Annotated in this window: 14 protein-coding genes; 7 read left to right on the top strand and 7 right to left on the bottom strand. The window is 60.6% G+C overall.

Annotated features, from left to right (window positions below):
- Nucleotides 1–195: 195 nt before the first annotated feature.
- On the top strand, nt 196–1,911 hold the full coding sequence (gene leuA / locus NIM72_RS20870; RefSeq protein WP_253421860.1) for a 2-isopropylmalate synthase: 1,716 nt from the start codon (nt 196–198) through the stop codon (nt 1,909–1,911).
- Here leuA and NIM72_RS20865 read toward each other — a convergent pair.
- Nucleotides 1,832–2,611, bottom strand: a complete 780-nt coding sequence (locus NIM72_RS20865; protein WP_161732401.1) for a helix-turn-helix domain-containing protein — start codon at nt 2,609–2,611, stop codon at nt 1,832–1,834. The two genes, leuA and NIM72_RS20865, sit on opposite strands and share 80 nt — an antisense overlap.
- A complete protein-coding gene (locus NIM72_RS20860; protein ID WP_253421857.1) occupies nt 2,608–3,468 on the bottom strand; it encodes an NAD(P)-dependent oxidoreductase in 861 nt (286 codons plus the stop codon). The genes NIM72_RS20865 and NIM72_RS20860 overlap by 4 nt, the downstream gene beginning before the upstream one ends.
- Between NIM72_RS20860 and NIM72_RS20855 the strand changes: the two genes are divergently transcribed.
- Together NIM72_RS20855 and pqqU are read left to right on the top strand one after the other, a co-directional pair.
- Nucleotides 3,467–3,745, top strand: a complete 279-nt coding sequence (locus tag NIM72_RS20855; protein WP_222924057.1) for a hypothetical protein — start codon at nt 3,467–3,469, stop codon at nt 3,743–3,745. The two genes, NIM72_RS20860 and NIM72_RS20855, sit on opposite strands and share 2 nt — an antisense overlap.
- Entirely contained in the window at nt 3,663–5,783 is a 2,121-nt protein-coding gene (gene pqqU / locus NIM72_RS20850) for a TonB-dependent receptor PqqU (protein WP_253421855.1), read from the top strand. The genes NIM72_RS20855 and pqqU overlap by 83 nt, the downstream gene beginning before the upstream one ends.
- Before the next feature lie 51 nt (nt 5,784–5,834).
- Here pqqU and NIM72_RS20845 read toward each other — a convergent pair whose 3' ends face one another.
- The 3 genes from NIM72_RS20845 to NIM72_RS20835 all read right to left on the bottom strand — a co-directional run bounded on the left by NIM72_RS20845 (nt 5,835) and on the right by NIM72_RS20835 (nt 7,460).
- Nucleotides 5,835–6,395 carry an isochorismatase family protein gene (locus NIM72_RS20845; protein ID WP_253421852.1) on the bottom strand — a complete coding sequence of 187 codons (561 nt, stop codon included), beginning with the start codon at nt 6,393–6,395 and terminating at the stop codon, nt 5,835–5,837.
- A 15-nt stretch (nt 6,396–6,410) separates the two neighbouring features.
- Nucleotides 6,411–6,836 (bottom strand): MarR family winged helix-turn-helix transcriptional regulator, encoded by a 426-nt coding sequence (locus tag NIM72_RS20840; protein ID WP_013357804.1) that lies wholly within the window; start codon nt 6,834–6,836, stop codon nt 6,411–6,413.
- A 66-nt stretch (nt 6,837–6,902) separates the two neighbouring features.
- Nucleotides 6,903–7,460: a helix-turn-helix domain-containing protein gene (locus NIM72_RS20835; protein ID WP_161732409.1), complete on the bottom strand. Its 558-nt coding sequence runs from the start codon at nt 7,458–7,460 to the stop codon at nt 6,903–6,905.
- Between the two features lie 122 nt (nt 7,461–7,582).
- Between NIM72_RS20835 and NIM72_RS20830 the strand changes: the two genes are divergently transcribed.
- From NIM72_RS20830 to NIM72_RS20815, 4 genes are all read left to right on the top strand, one after another.
- Entirely contained in the window at nt 7,583–8,755 is a 1,173-nt protein-coding gene (locus NIM72_RS20830) for a benzoate/H(+) symporter BenE family transporter (protein ID WP_253421850.1), read from the top strand.
- Between the two features lie 171 nt (nt 8,756–8,926).
- On the top strand, nt 8,927–10,327 hold the full coding sequence (locus tag NIM72_RS20825) for an SrfA family protein (protein ID WP_253421848.1): 1,401 nt from the start codon (nt 8,927–8,929) through the stop codon (nt 10,325–10,327).
- Nucleotides 10,328–10,329: 2 nt separating this feature from the next.
- Nucleotides 10,330–13,293: a virulence factor SrfB gene (locus tag NIM72_RS20820; RefSeq protein ID WP_222924063.1), complete on the top strand. Its 2,964-nt coding sequence runs from the start codon at nt 10,330–10,332 to the stop codon at nt 13,291–13,293.
- On the top strand, nt 13,290–15,656 hold the full coding sequence (locus NIM72_RS20815; RefSeq protein ID WP_253421846.1) for a virulence factor SrfC family protein: 2,367 nt from the start codon (nt 13,290–13,292) through the stop codon (nt 15,654–15,656). Before NIM72_RS20820 ends, NIM72_RS20815 begins: the two co-directional genes overlap by 4 nt.
- Here the strand turns inward: NIM72_RS20815 and NIM72_RS20810 are convergent.
- Both NIM72_RS20810 and NIM72_RS20805 read right to left on the bottom strand, forming a co-directional pair.
- Nucleotides 15,653–15,916 carry a barstar family protein gene (locus NIM72_RS20810; protein ID WP_253421836.1) on the bottom strand — a complete coding sequence of 88 codons (264 nt, stop codon included), beginning with the start codon at nt 15,914–15,916 and terminating at the stop codon, nt 15,653–15,655. The two genes, NIM72_RS20815 and NIM72_RS20810, sit on opposite strands and share 4 nt — an antisense overlap.
- A 2-nt stretch (nt 15,917–15,918) precedes the next feature.
- Complete coding sequence (locus tag NIM72_RS20805) at nt 15,919–16,353, bottom strand: ribonuclease domain-containing protein (RefSeq protein WP_161732421.1); 435 nt, start codon at nt 16,351–16,353, stop codon at nt 15,919–15,921.
- Nucleotides 16,354–16,364: the final 11 nt, after the last annotated feature.

Below are 16,364 nucleotides of genomic sequence, written 5' to 3'. Positions count from 1 at the left end.
CCTGCCCGGCGGATTCACCAAACCAGAGCGCACGCAGGGCAACACAGGTCATGCAGGTCATGCAGGTCATGCAGGTCATGCAGGTCATGCAGGTCATGCAGGGTATTGTCACTTTTGCGCGTCAGGTTGGCAGCCTTGCGCGCGCGGACCCGGAGCCGTGTCGGCAGACTGATAAAAAAACCACAGGAGACTCCTATGCTGACCCGACCCGCTGATAAATATCGTCCCTCCCCGCTGATCACCCTGCCCGATCGCCAGTGGCCCTCACGCCAGCTGACCCAGGCGCCGCGCTGGCTTTCCACCGATTTGCGTGACGGCAATCAGGCGCTGGCAGAACCGATGGATCGGGAACGCAAAATGGCCTTCTGGGATCTGCTGCTGCGCTGCGGGTTTCGGGAGATCGAGGTCGCCTTTCCCTCTGCCTCGCAGACGGATTTCGGTTTCGTCCGCGACCTGATTGAGCAACAGCGTATCCCGGAGGATGTGACGTTACAGGTACTGACTCAGGCGCGGGAAGACCTGATTGCCCGCACGTTTGTGGCGCTGCAGGGAGTCCCGCGCGCCATCGTGCATCTTTATAACGCCACCGCGCCGCTGTTTCGCGAGCGGGTATTTAAGCAGAGCAAAGCGGAAATCGTGGCGCTGGCCACCGCTGGTGCACGGCAGATCCGCGCCGAATGCGAGGCGCAGCCGGACACCCACTGGACCTTTGAATATTCACCAGAGACCTTCTGCTTTACCGAGCCGGAGTTTGTGCTGGAGATCTGCGAGGCGGTAGCCGATGTCTGGCAACCGGACGTGCAGCGCCCGATGATCATTAACCTTCCCGCCACGGTAGAGGTCAATACCCCCAACGTTTATGCCGATCAGATTGAGTATTTCTGCCGTCACTTCAGCCGCCGTGATGCTGTCTGCATCAGCGTGCATCCGCACAACGATCGCGGCACCGGCGTCGCCTGCGCAGAACTGGCGCTGCTGGCGGGCGCTGACCGGGTCGAGGGCTGTCTGTTTGGTAACGGTGAACGCACCGGCAATGTGGACCTGGTGACGCTGGCGCTGAATCTCTATACCCAGGGCGTTTCGCCCCAGCTCGATTTCAGCCAGATGCATGAGGTGATTGAAGTGGTAACCCGCTGCAACCAGCTGCCGGTTCATCCGCGCCATCCTTATGCGGGCGAGCTGGTCTTCACTGCCTTCTCTGGTTCTCATCAGGATGCAATCAAAAAAGGGTTTGCCATCCGCGCTCAGCAGCAGGAAAAAGAGTGGCAGATGCCTTACCTGCCGCTGGACCCGGCCGACATTGGCTGTAGCTATGAGGCGGTGATCCGCGTTAACAGCCAGTCGGGAAAAAGCGGGGCCGCCTGGCTGCTGGAGCAGAATCACGGGTTACAAATGCCGCGAGCGCTGCAGCAGGATTTCAGCCGCTGTGTTCAGCAGGAGACTGACCGGCACGGCGGAGAGATGACGCACTACGCGCTGTGGCAGCTCTTCTGCCGCCAGTATGGCGTAACGCAGCCCGCGTTGGCATTACAGCGGGCTGACAGCCAGAGTGACAGCGGCGGGCAGACGCAGATTAGCGCCAGCGTGGTGTATCAGACGCAATCGCTGATGCTGACCGGCAGCGGCAACGGCTGGCTGTCGGCGGCGGTCAATGCCCTGCGCAGCACGTTTGATCTGCATCTGACCATCGAGGGCTATCACGAGCATACGCTGGGACGGCGCAGTGACAGCCGCTCGGTGGCCTATATCAGCTGCGTGGATGCCCGTGGCGCGCGAGCCTGGGGAGTGAGTATCGACAATGACACCGCCCGCGCCGCGATGCAGGCGCTGCTCAGCGCAGCAGGCCAGTTTCTGCAGGCGAAAAGTAGTCCGTCGGAGAGGCGCCCAGCAGACGACGAAACATCGCACTAAACGCGCTGGGGCTTTCATAGCCCAGCTCCAGCGCCACCCGCAGTACGGAGTCGCCCTGCGCCAGTCGCGTCAGGGCGATAGCCAGGCGGGCGCGGCGCACCCAGTCGCTGAACTGCAGGCCGGTTTCGCGCATAAAATGGCGGGCCAGAGTGCGGCCCGAAACATTCAGGTGGGCGCTGGCGCGCAGCAGCGTCCAGCTTTCACCGGGCGTCTGCTGAATCAGCTCGCACAGGGCCTGTAAACGGGGGCTGTCGGGCGTCGGCAAGGCAAATGGCAGCACCTCCATGCCGCGGATTTCATCCAGAATCAACTCCATCACCCGCTCGGCCCGACTGCCTGCGGCGTAACGATCTGGCAGGCTCAGCGCCGTGACAATCAGTTCGCGCAGCAGCGGTGAGATTTGCACCACCTGACAACTGGCGGGCAGATCGGCGCGCGCCAGCGGATCGATAAACAGCGTGCGCGCCGCCACACTGCCGGTAATCTGCAGCGCATGACGGGTAAATGCGGGCAGCCAGACGCCGCGACTCGGCGGCACAATCCAGCTGCCATACTCCGTCTCCACCCGTACCACGCCGCTCAGGGTGTGGATCAGCTGGGCACAGGCGTGCTGGTGCCAGGGTTCGCTGGCACCGTGCAGGTAATCGTGTGCCAGCGGCACCAGCGGACGCGTGCTGAAGTCAAAATGTTGCTGACTCATTGCGCCTTCAGGTAGCGGTAGATCACCGCCAGGTCCTCTTCACCGTGTCCGGCCTCCACCGCCTGCTGCCAGAGCTGGGCGATATTCTCCAGCGCCGGCAGCGGCGTCTCTGCGGCATCCAGCGCCAGGCGGGCATCTTTCAGCGCCCAGACCAGATGCATCTGCGGCGTGAAGTCGTCGCTGGCGATCATCCCGAGCTTCATTTTTGCATACGGTGCGGCCAGCGGACCGCCCTCCAGCACCTGCCAGAGATCGTCGGTAGAAAAGCCGAACGCCTCCGCCAGCCGGGTGCTCTCTGCCAGGCTCTGCATCATGCCAATCAGCCAGCTATTGATGACCAGCTTCATGCGGGTGCTTTTGCCCGCCTCGCCCAGCCACTTTGTCTCTTTGCTGATGGCGGCAAACACCGTTTCTGCCGCCTGGGCACGGCTCTGATCGCCACTGGCCAGCACCAGAATCTGTGCGTTTTCTGCGGGTGCTTTGGTGCCGGAAACCGGCGCGTCGATGAACAGCAGATCCGGTCGTTCCGCTGTGAAAAAGGCGATCAGCGCATCGGTTTTTTCCACGCCGATGGTGCCCATCTGACATAGCGTCGCACCCTGCTTAAACGCCGCTTTGGCCTGATGCAGCACCTGCTCTGTGGTGTCACCGTCGGAGAGCATGGCGATTACCACATCTGCCTCGCGTACCGCCTCTGCCGGTGAATCAGCCAGCTGCAATCCGGCGCCCAGCAAATCCTCGCCGCGCGCGCGGGTACGGTTCCAGCCGTGTACGCGAAAGCCTTTTTTCAGCAGGTTGGCGGCAAATGCATGCCCCATTGCGCCTAATCCCAGAACCGCCACTTCAGGTTGTTTCATGCTGACTCCCATAAGTTTGTGTCTGCATCCGTCAATGCTGGATGCCTTATTACTGCAAAAGATGGATTCCAGCCTGGCGGTAAACAGAGAAAAAATCCAGCGTGAAACGGTGTACCCCGGCACCCCGAAGCCTTACCCTATGCGGCAATTGTTCCACCTGGTTCATTTATGCTTCTCTTTTCAGGCCTCTGATAATGAAAATACTCTCTCTGCGGCAGGCGACGCTGCTGATGTTGCCTGCCATTTTGCCGCTGCCGCTGCTGGCAGCAGACAATGACAATACCCTGGTCGTCACGGCCGCTCCGCCAGAAACGGGCCTTAACGAGCTTGATACCCCCGCCGCCCTGAGTGTGGTCAGCGGCGACGATATGCGTCAGGCTGCGCCGCGCGTTAACCTGTCGGAAAACCTCAGCACCGTGCCGGGTCTGCAGATCCAAAACCGCCAGAATTACGCCCAGGACCTGCAGTTGTCGATGCGTGGCTTTGGCTCCCGCTCAACCTACGGCGTACGCGGGCTGCGCATCTATGTGGATGGCATCCCGGCCACCATGCCGGACGGTCAGGCGCAGACCTCCAATATTGATATCGGCTCGATTGATCATGTCGAGGTGCTACGCGGCCCCTTTTCTGCGCTCTATGGCAACGCATCGGGCGGCGTGATCAATGTGACCACCCAGCAGGGTCAGCAGCCGGCCACGCTGGAAGCGGGCAGCTGGTACGGCAGTTACGGCAGCTGGCGCAACAGCGTTAAAGCCAGTGGCGCAACCGGTGACGGCACGCACGCCGGGGATGTGAACTACACCGTCTCCGCCTCACGCTTTACGACCCACGGTTATCGCGATCACAGTTCTGCGCAGAAAAACCTCGGCAACGCCCGGCTCGGCGTGCGCATCGATGATGTCAGTACCCTGACGCTGCTGTTTAACAGCGTGCACATTGACGCCCAGGATCCCGGCGGCTTAACCGAAGCGCAGTGGCGTGACAATCTGCGCCAGGTGGTCAGTAACGTTACGCTTTACAACACCCGTAAAACGGTCGATCAGACCCAGGGCGGCCTGCGTTATCAGCGCCAGATGAGTGAAAACGATGACCTCAGCGTAATGCTCTATGCAGGAGTGCGTGAAACCACGCAGTTCCAGTCCATTCCTGCCGCCGTTCAGCGTAATCCCTCTCATCCAGGAGGCGTGATCGACCTTACCCGCCACTATCAGGGCGTCGATACGCGCTGGACCCATCGCGACACGCTGCTGTCGATGCCGGTGGCGGTGACCGGCGGACTCGACTACGAAACCATGACCGAGCGCCGCAAGGGTTATGAAAACTACACCGTCAGCAGCGGCGTAACGCAGCTGGGCGAACAGGGCAATCTGCGCCGCAACGAGCGCAACCTGATGTGGACGCTCGATCCTTATGTGCAGACCAACTGGCAGCTCACCGATAAACTGTCGCTGGATGCAGGCGTGCGCTTCAGCACCGTTAACTTTGATTCCAATGACTTCTATATCCGGCCCGGTAACGGTGACGACAGCGGTGAGGCGCGGTATCACAAGTGGCTGCCCGCGGCGGCGCTGAAATATGCGTTTTACCCGAGCTGGAACGCGTGGATCTCCGCCGGACGCGGCTTTGAAACGCCGACCATTAATGAGCTCTCTTACCGCTCGGATGGCGCGACCGGCCTGAACCTGGGGCTGAAACCGGCCACCAGCGACACGCTGGAGATCGGCAGCAAAAAACGCATCGGCAATGGCCTGGTCAGCGCGGCGCTGTTCCAGACCGATACCCGCGATGAGATTGTGGCGGATACCAGCAGCGGCGGACGAACTACCTATAAAAATGCCGGTCAGACCCGCCGCCGCGGTCTGGAGTTAAGCCTGGATCAGCAGTTTGCCTGGGACTGGCGGCTGAAGATGGCCTATACACTGCTGGATGCGCGTTATCGCAGCAACGCCTGCGGCAGCGATAGCTGTGACGGCAACCGCATTCCGGGCATCGCGCGAAACATGGCGTACGCCGGACTCGGCTATCTGCCGGAACAGGGCTTTTACGCCGGCAGTGAAGTGCGTTATCTGAGCCAGATCGCCGCTGAAGATCAGAACAACGTGAATACCCCGTCTTACACCGTGGCGGCCGTAAACAGTGGCTATAAGTGGCTGGTGGAGAACTGGACGCTGGATCTGTTTGGCCGGGTCGATAACCTGTTTGACCGGCACTACGTGGGTTCAGTGATTGTGAATGAGAGCAATGGTCGCTACTTCGAGTCTGCGCCGGGCCGCAACTATAGCGTCGGTGTGACGCTGGGTTACGCCTTCCGTTAAAACTATCCGGGCCACCATTGCGGTGGTCCGGATCATACCGTCATACGCTTATCAGGCACGGGATTTTAGCTGCGCCACAATATCGTCACAGCTGCCGGATTCACCCAGGCGCGGGAATATCAATTTTACGCTGTTGTTGTGCGTATCCATGTTGAGATCGGTCATCGCATCGGTCGCCAGCGTGACGTTGTAACCTAATTCATACGCCTGACGTGCCGTCGACTCCACGCCGATGCTGGTCGCAATACCGCAGATCACGACCTGAGTAATGCCGCGCTTTTGCAGTTCCTCATGCAGCGCCGTGTTATGAAACGCGCCCCAGGTTTTCTTGGTGATGGTGAGATCATTCTGCTGCGGCGTCATCGCCGGAACCAGCGTGGCCCAGTCGTCAGTCAGATCGCCGTTGTGACGTGCCTGCTCGTTACGGCCAGGTGCCCCACCGGCCACGTTAACCAGCACCACCGGCAGGTCGTGCGCGCGAAATGCCTCAGCCAGATCGGCACAGCGTTCGATCACCGGCTGCGGCTCATGGACCAGAGGCAGCGCTACAATGCCATGTTGCAGGTCGATAACAATCAGCGCAGTTTTTGCATCAAGTGTGGTTACAGCCATGTTGGATCCTCAGGTTCAATAGTCAGTGAGTCGTTGCAGCAGAGGGAGAACGTCGGTCAGTTGTTGCTGCTCTGCCGGACTGAGCCGCGCATCCAGTGTCCTGACCAGCCAGTCATCGCGCATTGCACGACTCGACGTAATTACCGCCAGGCTCGATGCGGTGGGCAGATAGCGTGTTTTACGGCCATCATGGGGATCGGGCTCGCCCGTTATCAGTTCTGCCGCCACTAATCCGGCGACGGTCGTCCCCATTGACTGGGTGCGCACGCCCTCGGCGGCGGCCAGTTGCGTCACCGTCATCGCCCCGTCGCGCACCAGATGCCCCAGCACCGCCACCTGCGACCAGGTGAGTTCGCCAGGCGGTGCCGATTCGCGCAACCGGCGACCCAGCTTGCCCACCAGCATGCGCAGCGTGGCAGCAGATTCAGTCAGATCGCGCATTTCCCGTCTCCATCGATAAGCGAAAGTATAAAGATACGAAGGTAAACTGTGTAGTTTGCTCCGGTATCAATTTGTAACGTCCGGGCGCTGCAGATAGTGAATCAGGCTGTGAAAGCGCAGCGGCGTGCTGAGCGGGTTGCGGTAGCTGTGCGGCACGTCGGCGCTGAACTGAAACGCCTCGCCTTTTAGCAGACGCCGCCAGCGATCGTTGACCCCCAGCAACAGTTCGCCCTCAATAACCACCACCTGCTCCACGCAGCCCGCTTCATGTGGCGAGGAATGGCTCTGCGCGCCCGCGGCCAGCTCCACCGCCAGCAGATCAAATCGCAGTTGCGGATCGTAAGGCAGCACGGAGCGTACCGACATGTCAGCGTTGGGCTGACTGAATCCCGATATGGTGCCGGAAGGCAACGCGCTCCCGTCGATAAAAAAGGAAAAGGGAACGTTAAACCCGGTAGCAATCTTCCACAGCGTCGCCACCGTCGGACTGGATTCACCCCGCTCAATCTGCCCCAGCATCGCTTTACTGACGCCGGTTCGCTCCGCCGTCAGCGTCAGGCTCCAGCCATTGGCCTGGCGCAACTGTCTGAGCGCACCGCTCAGGTGTTGCTGAAAATCTGCCATTTTTTCTCCTGAGTTCTCGTCACCCTGGCAGGTGACGTTATGCCGATAGTGTAACACTTGTGCGTTATAGCGCACTATGCGAACATGTGCGCTATAACGCACACCTTAAATTGAGTCTGACCATGACGAGAGCCGAACCGTCCCGTTTTACCCTGCCGATGCTGGTCTCCGGCTTTGTTGCTGTGCTGGTGGGCTACAGCAGCAGCGGCGCGATTATTTATCAGATGTTTCAGGCGGCGGGCGCTTCACCGGCGCAGATTGGTGGCTGGCTGTCAGTGCTGGGTCTTGCGCAGGGGATTGTCTCGCTGGGTCTTTCACTGCGCTACCGCATGCCGGTGCTGGCCGCCTGGTCCACGCCCGGTGCCGCGCTGCTGGCGACCAGCTTTCACGGCGTTACGCTGAATGAGGCGGTGGGCGTGTTTGTTTTCGCAAATCTGCTGATCGTGGTGTGCGGCGTGACCGGCCTGTTTGCCCGGCTGATGAACCGTATTCCCGCCTCGCTGGCGGCGGCGATGCTGGCCGGTATTCTGTTGCGCTTCGGGCTGCAGACCTTTGCCGATTTGCAGAGCAACTTTGTGCTGTGTGGCAGCATGTGCCTCGCATGGCTGCTGGCCCGTCGCTGGCTGGCACGCTATGCCATTCTGGTGACGCTGATGGTAGGGATTGCCGTGGCACTGGCCCAGCATGCCATCCATTTTCCCCCGCAGGCGATGATGCTGGCACTGCCGGAGCCGGTAATGCCGCACTTTACCCTGACCACGCTGCTGGGGATCGGCGTGCCCTATTTCCTGGTGACCATGGCGTCGCAGAATGCCCCTGGCATCGCGACGTTACAGGCGCACGGCTACCGTCCGCCGGTCTCTTCTCTGATGAGCTGGACCGGTGTTACAGCGCTGCTGTTGTCGCCTTTTGGAGGCTTTTCGGTCTGCGTGGCGGCGATTACGGCGGCGATCTGCATGAGCGATGAAGTCGACGCTAATCCGCAGCAACGCTGGCGTGCCGCTGCGCTGGCCGGGGTCTTTTATCTGCTGGCGGGCGCGTCCGGTGCGCTGATTGCCGTGCTGTTCAGTGCGCTACCTGCGGTGCTGATTGAGGCGCTGGCGGGTCTGGCTCTGCTGGCTACCCTGGGCGGCAGCCTGCATCGCGCACTCGATGTGCCTGCCGAACGCGACAGTGCGCTAATCACGTTTCTGATCACCGCATCAGGCGTCTCTTTGCTGGGTATTGGCCCTGCCTTCTGGGGACTGATCGGTGGCGTTATCGCTCACCTGGTGCTGGTGCGTAAAACCGCCTGATTGCGTGATAGCTGCTGAAATATCGATTATTTTTCCGCCCGCCGGTGAAAAAAACACTGGATTTACCTCCTTTTCTGCCGTTTGATTTGTCATTGCCCCGCGTAAAATCAACCTAATCGTCGATAACACGCGATTTTCTGCCTCAGACAACGACCGATAAGGGCCCAACAGGTGGCAAAAACTTTTCTGCGCAGCGGTAATTTAGATGCAGTTCTGGCATTAGGTGAAAATGGCCAGCCGGTCTATGCCTCAGCATTGCAAATTCGTGAAACCCTGCGCCTGCGCCGTCAGAGCGCACTGGCAGATTGCCTGGCCATTCCTCAGGCCAATGAACGGGGCGACCGCCTCGACTGGTATGCCCCTTTCAGCGGCCGGGTGAAATCCTGGCTGGGCGCCAGCGATCATGAACGTCGGGTGGCACTGCAGCAGCTTACCGCCTGCCAGCAGGATATGCAGGATCTCAGTACGCGCGCGCGCGCGGCAGAGAACCCGTCGATGCGGCTGTTTGGTGCGCTGCTGAGCAAAACCCTGCAATTCCCCGATCAGCAGTATGTTTATCTGGTTGATGGCAAACCGGTCATTACCTTCTGGGGCTTTGTTGATGCCCAGGCACGCAGCCGTGACGATGCGCTGGCCTGCCTGCGCGACACGCTGGAAGAGAATCTGCCGGTGACGCTGGTTGAACCGCTGCCTGAGCTGCCTGCCGCACCTGTTGCCGTCGAGCCGGTCATCGTCGCTGAGCCTGAACCTGCACCTGAACCTGAAGAGGAGCCGCTGCCAGTCGCGGCAGCCGTTGCGCCTGAGCCGGTTGCACCTGTAGCGGCTCGCCGTCGTTTCCGCGTCTGGTATCTGTTACCGCCGGTGGCGATTGCTGCCGCCGTAACGGTGGCCGTGCTGCTGCATCGTCCTGAACCTGTCGCCACACCAGTGGCATCAACGAAGCCAGCCGCCGCCCCTGCGGTTGTTTCAGCGCCCGCCGCGGTTTCTACTCCTGCCTCTGCGGCGAGTCAGGCCCCGGCAGCGGCCACACCTGCCGCTACACCGGCAGCAACGACACCTGCGGAGACAGCAACAGCTGAGAAACAACCCGAGTCGCAGCCGCAAAAACCAGCCAGCGCTGGCACGACCGAAGCCGCACCAGCCGCTTCATCTGCTACCCTTGCCAGTGCAGTGACCCCGCCGGTTCCGGCTAAGCCTGATGATTTGATTGTCACGCCGGACGCCGTGCGCGAAGGTCAGGTACAGGTGATTGATGGCCGCTGGCGTGTGACTATCGACCAGATGCCGACGCCGACCGGTAAGCCGCCGGTGATGCGCTTCCAGTTTAAAAATGGCAAAGGCAGCGTGCAGGTTGCCCAGGGTAATACCACCTGTAAAGCTGATGTCAGCGCCGCCATGACCAGTGCCGGTAACCTGGTGATTGAGAGCCGCTACACGGCGAAGTGTCAGAACAGTTCGCGCTACCGTATGCCACTGCTGGTCTGCCATGCGAGTATGGGCGCCGCCGTGTGTGAAGCACAGTATGCTGAAGACCGGGTATTCCCGATGACGATTAAGCGTGAGAGTAAATAACGATGCTGGCTCCCCTGATCGATGACAAACAAAAAATTTCGCTGATTGAAAACAGCGGTGTGCAGTTTCTGGATTTTGGCCTGCAACTCTCAGCTACCCAGGCACGCCGTCAGTTTGTGCGCCAGACCGCTAACGGCCCGCTGCTGCGCCTGAACGTCGATGGCAACAGCGGTAAATTCATGCTCTACCCAGAAGATGGGGGCGCTGCTGAAGTGGTGCGACCGGAGTCGGATATCGCCCTGGCAGACTCACTCACACTGCTGTCAGCCTGCTGGCTGCCGCTGCCGATGCTGCGCTGCGCCAGCGGCCGTCGTTTTATCGGCGGCCCGGAAAACTGGGCGCGGATGCGTCTGGTGGCCCTGCCCGCGCCCGATGCGGCAGGCAATACCCATCGCGTTACCCTGGCCTTTGATACCCGCTGTGTAGCGGAACAGGATGGCGGCGAACAGCTCGGCCTTAGCGCTGCCGATGCGCAGAACGGCGTGACCTTTGCGCTGGCCTGGCACAACTACGAGCTGGGCGATTTTCTTGACCTGACCTGGGTTGACGGCTGGCTGCGAGAATCCTTTACCGACCGTGTTTCCGATCGCCGCGAACAGGCAATTAATCAGGCCCTGCGCGAGTTTGAGTATCAGGCGCACTACCTCAATCTGCTGGAACTGATGGGCGAGCAGCTCGACCTCAGTGAGATCCATATCCAGGCCGCCACGCTACAGACCCCGGCGGTCAACGTCGATATCATTCTGGATGTCGGCAATTCTCATACCTGCGGCATTCTGGTGGAAGATCACCCGGAAGAGAGCAACGGCCTGAAGCAGACCTATGAGCTGCAGCTGCGCGATCTCTCGCAGCCGCATCAGGTGTATAACGAGCTGTTTGACAGCCGTCTGGAGTTTGCTGAGGCGCGTTTCGGCAAAGCCAGCTTCTCGCTGGAGAGCGGTCGTGAGCAGGCCTTTATGTGGCCTTCCCTGACGCGCGTGGGACGCGAAGCAAGCCGTCTGGCGCTACAGCGTGTGGGTCTGGAAGGCAGCACCGGCCTCTCCAGTCCACGTCGTTACCTGTGGGATGAAGCCCGCTATCAGCCAGGCTGGCGTTTTAACACCCCTGGCGATCAGGCTGAACCCCTGGCTTATGCCGCACCCTTTACCACCCTGCTCAACGACGAAGGCCAGCCGCTTTCCTCACTGGCACCCGACGATCGTCTGCCGGTCTTTTCACCGCACTATAGCCGCAGTTCGCTGATGACCTTTATGCTGTGTGAGCTGCTGGCACAGGCGCTGATGCAGATGAACAGTGCAGCACAGCGTCAGCGTATGCCGCAGAGCCACGCGCCGCGTCAGCTGCGCCATGTGATCCTGACGCTGCCGTCAGCGATGCCGAAGCCGGAGCGCGAAATTTTCCGCCGCCGGATGCAGGAAGCGCTGGCGCTGGTCTGGAAAGCCGAGGGCTGGCTGGCGGACGACGATGACCTGTCACCTTCTCTGCCGCGTCAGAACCCGAAACCGCTGCCGGATGTGCAGATGGAGTGGGATGAAGCGACCTGTGGTCAGATGGTCTGGCTGTTTAACGAAACCCAGGTCAACTTTGCTGGTCGCGCCGAAGACTTTTTCAGCAGCATGGCCCGTCCTGATCGCCCGCGCGAGGCCGACGAACTGCCAGGCAAAAGCCTGCGTATCGCCTCAATAGATATCGGCGGCGGCACCACCGACCTCGCCATCACCCAGTATCGTCTGGATGATGGTCAGGGCAACAACGTCAAAATCACGCCGCGTCTGCTGTTCCGCGAAGGCTTTAAAGTGGCGGGCGACGACATCCTGCTGGATGTGATTCAGCTATGGATTTTACCGGCGCTGCAGCAGCATCTGCAGAAAGCGGGCCTGACCCTGGCGGAACCGCTGATGAACAAGCTGTTTGGTCATGACAGCCGCATGGACGGTCAGGCGACACTGCGTCAGCAGGTTACCTTACAGCTGTTTATTCCACTGGCGCAGGCGGTGCTTGAGCGTTACGAAAACTGGGATCCGCTGGAGAGCCATGCGGAGATCAATGCGCTGTTTGGCGAGCTGGTCGAGCAGCCACCGGGCGAGGCGGTGCTGGCGTTTGTTAACGGCGAAATTCAGCGCGAACTGGGCGGTAACAGCCGCTTTGACCTGCTGCAGGTGCCTCTGGTGGTGAGCCTGTCGCTGCTGCATGGTGAGTTTATGCAGCACCGCATGGCGATTATTCCGGCGCTGCGCTCCATGTGTGAAGTGGTGTCGCTCTATCAGTGTGACGTGCTGCTGCTGACCGGTCGTCCGTCGCGCTTCCCGGGCATTCAGGCGCTGGTCCGTCATCTGCAACCGCTGCCGGGCAGCCGTATTCTGTCGCTGGAAGGCTATCACACCAGTGACTGGTATCCGTTTAACAAACATGGCCGCATCGACAACCCGAAATCTACTGCAGCAGTCGGCGCGATGCTCTGCCTGCTGGCGCTGGATCTGCGTCTCAGCAGCTTCTGGTTCCGCGCCGGGGATTTTGAACCCTATTCGACCATTCGCTACCTGGGTATGCTCGATGAAAATCAGGCGCTGACGGACGAGAACCTCTGCTACAGCGAAATTGACCTCGACGATCCTGGCTATGCGCTGGATAAAAAAAGCAGTTTCCGTATTCGCGGCAACGTCTGTCTCGGTTTCCGTCAGCTGGATAATGAACGCTGGCCCGCCTCGCCGCTTTACAGCCTGACGCTGAACGACGCCACGCTGGCGCGTAAAGTAGCCGGTGAGAGCGTGCTGCGTATTCGTCTGGCCGTCAAAGCCGGTCCCGACGCCGCCGGCCCGGAAAGTCTGGTGCTGAGCGATGCGCGCCTGGACGATGGCACCCGCGTGCCGCTGGAGCAGTTAAGTCTGAAGCTGAATACCCTGTCGGCGACCGGCAATGCCAATGCGCAATACTGGATTGACAGCGGGAGCGTGTGTAAACGATGAAAGCGTTAAAACCCCGTCAGCCACAAACGCTGGCAAAACGTCTTAGCCTGTTGCAGGACGCCCTGAATAACAGCCTGAACTGGATTGAGACCACACGTGAGCAGTCGCCGCGTCTGGCGCTGGAAGCCGAAACCCTGACGCTGCAACTGCGCCAGGCGCGCGTGCAGACTCAGGCGCTGGCGCAGCAGGTGGCGCGTCCGGTCACGCTGGCGCTGTTTGGCCAGTCGCAGGCAGGTAAAGCCTGGCTGCTGAACGAAATGGTGGCCGATGCACAGGGCCAGTTAGTCACCCGCATGGGTGATAAACAGCTGAGCTGGTTTCAGCATATCAATCCCGGCAACCTCGATTTTGCGACCGCCACTCGCTTCAGCCATCAGCGCGAACCGCTGTCAGGCGAATGGCCGGTTGAACTGACGCTGCTGAGCGAAGCGGAACTGGTGCGGCTGATGGTCGCCTGTGCCAGAACGTCCACGCCCGACACCGCGCAAATCGACAGCACCCTGCAGCGCCTGCAGCGTCATCGTCTCACCACGCCGCTGGCCGGTCTGGAAGGCGACGCGCTGGTCACACTCTGGTCCTGGTGCCGCCGTCGCCCGCACCACGATGCACGGCTGGATCGCCATTTCTGGCCACAGGCCGTTGAGCTGGCGCCCTTGCTCAGCGTTGACGACCGGGTGCAGCTCTTTTCACTGCTGTGGCCTGCTCAGCCAGCCCTGAATGAGATGCTGCGTACCCTGCTGCATCTGCGTCACCAGCTGCGTAACAGCAGCCGGGTACTCGCGCCGCTGAGCCTGCTGACCGATGCGTCACTGCTGCCTGCCGAGCAGCTGATTGTGCCCGCCAGTGAGCAGGATCAACAGCAGTCAGTAGAAGTCTGCCCGATGAACGGTAACCGCATCGGCAAGGCGCAGAACGTGCCGCTGGGGCTACTGGCGCTGCTGACGCTGGAGGTACTGGTCCCGCTGAGTTCCACACCGCGAACCGCGCTTTATGATGATGCCGATATGCTGGAGCTGCCCGCGCCGGGTCAGTCCAGTGATGCGGCAACGCAGGAAGATCGTCAGCGCCTGCAGCAGCAGGATCCGCTGCGAGCACTGCTGCTGGAACAGAAACGCGCCCTGCTGCCTGGCTTCTATGCTGCGCGGCAGGCGATTGATCTGTTGCTGGTCTGCACTGCCGCCAGCCAGCGTCAGGATGCTGACCTTGCCAGCGAAACGCTGCGTGAATGGCAGCGCCACCAGCCTGCCCAGGAATCTGCAGAGAAACCGCGTCTGATCTGGGCGATTACTCCTTTCGATGCCCGTCATCAGCAGGTCAATGTCGATGAAGCCGTTCAGCGTCAGATGGGACAGCCCGGTCAGCACTGGGGGTCGATGCTGGCACTGGATCGCGCAGGCGTCGATCGCATGGCGAGCTGGTTGCTGGACGAAATGCAGCCGGAAGCGCGCCGCGACATGTTGCTGGCTCAGCTGGCGCAGATCCAGCACACCGTGGTGGAGCGACGTCTGCTGCCCTGGACCGAAGCGGGGGCCAGCCCGGAGCAGGCGGCACGCAAACAGAATATCGCCGACACGCTGCTGAAGTGTTTGCAGCATCGCACCGGTCTGCATGGCGAGCTGCTCGAGCGCCTGCAGCCGCCGCGTGAAGCACTGCGCCAGCTCTGGCTCAATCAGTCGGCCCAGCCAGGCAGCAAACCGGCCACAATTCAGGCACCGGAAAATCAGTTTGGCATCGGGTTTGAATTTGATCTGTTCAGCGAAAGTCCGGCGGAAGCGCCGGTTCAGCCGCGTCAGAGTCTGCAGAGCGCTCAGCAGTATCCGCGTCAGGTGCTGCTACTGTGGCTGGATCATCTGCGCCAGTTGCCGGAAAATCGCAGCCTGCTGGCATTACTTAACGTCGACAAGGCGACGATGGAGTGGCTGGTTGAAGAGCTGATTACGGCCGGTTTCCGCACCGATATCGCGCAGAAACTGCAGCAGGCGTTGCATGAGCCGGATACGCAGAGCGTCAGCTATGAATCACGCGCCGATCGTCAGGTGACGCGGGCGATGACAGTGCTGGGGGATTTTGTGGCCTGGCTCGGCTTTTTACAGCGTCCTGAATCCGAACGTCCAGCCAGCCGGGTTAACCGGGGTCAGGCAATTTTCTCCCGTCCTCCGGCACCCAGCGTCAGCTTCAGTGCCGGTCAGCGCCTGACCAAACTCTCTGCTGCTCCGGCCAACCACACCGCCTACTATATTTACGACTGGCTGGTGGGGCTGAATCAGGTGATTATTGAAAACAATGGTTATACCGGCGGCGGCGACCTGCCGGTGGCGGCCCGTGAAGCGCTGATTGCTCTCCTTAAGCCCCTGCGCACTTAATCGATAATCAGGCGCAGTTCGCCCTCCAGCGACTGCGCCGCCTCTTCCAGCAGCGCCAGCACCGGCGCTAAATCCGCTTCATGCGCAGCATAGTGCTGCAGCCAGACCGTAGCAGGCAGCGCCATGCCGCCCGTCAGCCAGTCCCATAACGCATCCAGATTATGGCCGAAGCGCTGCGGGCAGCCGCTCTGCTCAGCAAACTGCTGATAAAAGGCCGCACGTGTGGTGAGCTGACGCAGGTCGAAGGTCAGGTTAAGCATAATCAGGGCACCTGTCTGAAGCTGCGGTAGTGGTCGGTGGAGAGGAACACCAGCCCGTCAGAGGAGTATACCAGGCGGTCGGCGTCGCGGTGACCGCAGCGATAATTCACATCCGCTTCATACCACTGACGGCCCGCACGCGCGGGCAGCCGCTTTTCACGGTTGGTAAAGCGATCGCCGCCGATAGCTCTGCCCGGCAGTACCTCGCACAGATTACCTGTGGCCGGATTCCAGCCACGCTTACGCGCATCACTTTTAGTGAGGTAGTAGTCCGGTAATTGCTGGTGCTGCAGCACCCAGCGCGCCACGGTATGGGCGTCAGTCAGGGTGGCGATATCTGCCTGAGAAGGGGCTGAAACAGTGTTCAGATAAGGTTTAAGGCCGTAGAAACAGGCCGCGAGGACAAGGAAAAGTCCAATCCAGAGTTTTTTTGACATGATGGCATCCG

The organism is Pantoea sp. B550 (assembly GCF_024158165.1).
Classification (GTDB): domain Bacteria; phylum Pseudomonadota; class Gammaproteobacteria; order Enterobacterales; family Enterobacteriaceae; genus Pantoea; species Pantoea alfalfae.
Note: the sequence above shows the minus strand (reverse complement) of the source record. Positions and strands in the feature narration are given on the sequence as shown.

Coding starts and splice junctions, on each gene's coding strand:
- NIM72_RS20865 (WP_161732401.1), bottom strand. CDS start 2,611: ATGAGTCAGCAACATTTTGACTTCAGCACGCGTCCGCTGGTGCCGCTG.
- leuA (WP_253421860.1), top strand. CDS start 196: ATGCTGACCCGACCCGCTGATAAATATCGTCCCTCCCCGCTGATCACC.
- NIM72_RS20820 (WP_222924063.1), top strand. CDS start 10,330: ATGCTGGCTCCCCTGATCGATGACAAACAAAAAATTTCGCTGATTGAA.
- NIM72_RS20845 (WP_253421852.1), bottom strand. CDS start 6,395: ATGGCTGTAACCACACTTGATGCAAAAACTGCGCTGATTGTTATCGAC.
- NIM72_RS20805 (WP_161732421.1), bottom strand. CDS start 16,353: ATGTCAAAAAAACTCTGGATTGGACTTTTCCTTGTCCTCGCGGCCTGT.
- NIM72_RS20815 (WP_253421846.1), top strand. CDS start 13,290: ATGAAAGCGTTAAAACCCCGTCAGCCACAAACGCTGGCAAAACGTCTT.
- NIM72_RS20855 (WP_222924057.1), top strand. CDS start 3,467: ATGCTGACTCCCATAAGTTTGTGTCTGCATCCGTCAATGCTGGATGCC.
- NIM72_RS20840 (WP_013357804.1), bottom strand. CDS start 6,836: ATGCGCGATCTGACTGAATCTGCTGCCACGCTGCGCATGCTGGTGGGC.
- pqqU (WP_253421855.1), top strand. CDS start 3,663: ATGAAAATACTCTCTCTGCGGCAGGCGACGCTGCTGATGTTGCCTGCC.
- NIM72_RS20860 (WP_253421857.1), bottom strand. CDS start 3,468: ATGAAACAACCTGAAGTGGCGGTTCTGGGATTAGGCGCAATGGGGCAT.
- NIM72_RS20830 (WP_253421850.1), top strand. CDS start 7,583: ATGACGAGAGCCGAACCGTCCCGTTTTACCCTGCCGATGCTGGTCTCC.
- NIM72_RS20835 (WP_161732409.1), bottom strand. CDS start 7,460: ATGGCAGATTTTCAGCAACACCTGAGCGGTGCGCTCAGACAGTTGCGC.
- NIM72_RS20810 (WP_253421836.1), bottom strand. CDS start 15,916: ATGCTTAACCTGACCTTCGACCTGCGTCAGCTCACCACACGTGCGGCC.